This window comes from Campylobacter taeniopygiae, from assembly GCF_005406225.1.
Taxonomy (GTDB): domain Bacteria; phylum Campylobacterota; class Campylobacteria; order Campylobacterales; family Campylobacteraceae; genus Campylobacter_D; species Campylobacter_D taeniopygiae.
Window position 1 is genome coordinate 1 of sequence record NZ_NXLY01000050.1, and the last position, 1,233, is coordinate 1,233.

A 1,233-nucleotide genomic window follows, 5' to 3' on the forward strand; every position below is an offset into this window, starting at 1 on the left:
TTAAATTTTGCCAAACATCATGAAAATACAGATGCATTTAGATACCACCTTAGCCCCCGCACTAAAAAATTCGTTTCTCGTTATGAAGTTATAGATCATGTAAAAAATACTAGCATTAGTGGTTATTCTCATACTATTTTTAAAGATACTACCAAAAATGACAATACCTATATCTTAGCCTTTCGTGGTACTGAAGAATTTTTAAAAGATTTAGTTTTGACTGATGGATTTATAGCTTTAGGGGCTGGAATTCCTCAGATTATATCTTTGCTTGATTATAGTGATAGTATTTTAAATGCTATTAGAAAAAAACATGGAAGCGATGATTTTAAAATCGATATTGTAGGACATTCTTTAGGTGGATATTTGGCACAATGTTTTTGTATCTTTGGACAAAAAAAATACATTCAAAAACTTTATACTTATAATGGAGCAGGTATAGGAGGGCTTGTAGCAAGTTTAATAAATATTTTTATTAGATTTGTTAGGCTTGTTTTTAAATTGCTTGTTAAAGGGATAAAAAAACTTTTTGGCTTTGGTATGACTAGAAAGACTTTAGATAATTGCTCTAAGGCTTTAAATTTAAAAGATGGAACTGATGGTTTGATTGAAGATTGTAAAAAAATGCAAGGGCAAGTCAATCAAAAAAGATTAGATGAGTGTGCTCTTAATATAAAACAAGCAAGCAAGGGTAAAACAGATATAGAAGTACATCACATAGAAACGATAGCTAAACCTATCCCAAATGAGGATATTTTACGAGAAGGTAGGCAGACAATAGAACCTTCGAGATCTTTAATAAGTGATTTAGGTTATAAATATGGCTTGAATATTAAAAATAAATTTGATTATAAAAATACAGATAGGTTGCATTTAATCCATATAGGAGAGCTTGAAAAAAACTATTATAAAACTAGCCATTTTATGTATAATATAGTTTGGACGAGTTATTTTTATGAACACTTAGTAAAATATAATGAAAATATTAAAGAATTAAAAGGCGATATCGCTTGCGTGTTGGATTATCTAAATTCTTATGCACAAAATTTAATCGACTTAAGTGAGAAAAATAAGCTTTTATTAGAAGATAATGTAAATATCCAAGATAAAAATCAAAATTATATCAGCGTGGTATTAGGTAAAACTTTTAAAACTTTATGTAAAGTTAATAAATACAATAAAGAATTTAACCTTACTTACAAGGATGCACAAGAATCATTTTTTATAAGTGAG

The 1,233-nt window shown here is 28.0% G+C and carries 1 pseudogene; it reads left to right on the plus strand.

What is annotated here, in order from left to right:
• Window positions 1-1,233: pseudogene (locus CQA75_RS09280) on the plus strand (hypothetical protein); the annotation flags it as partial.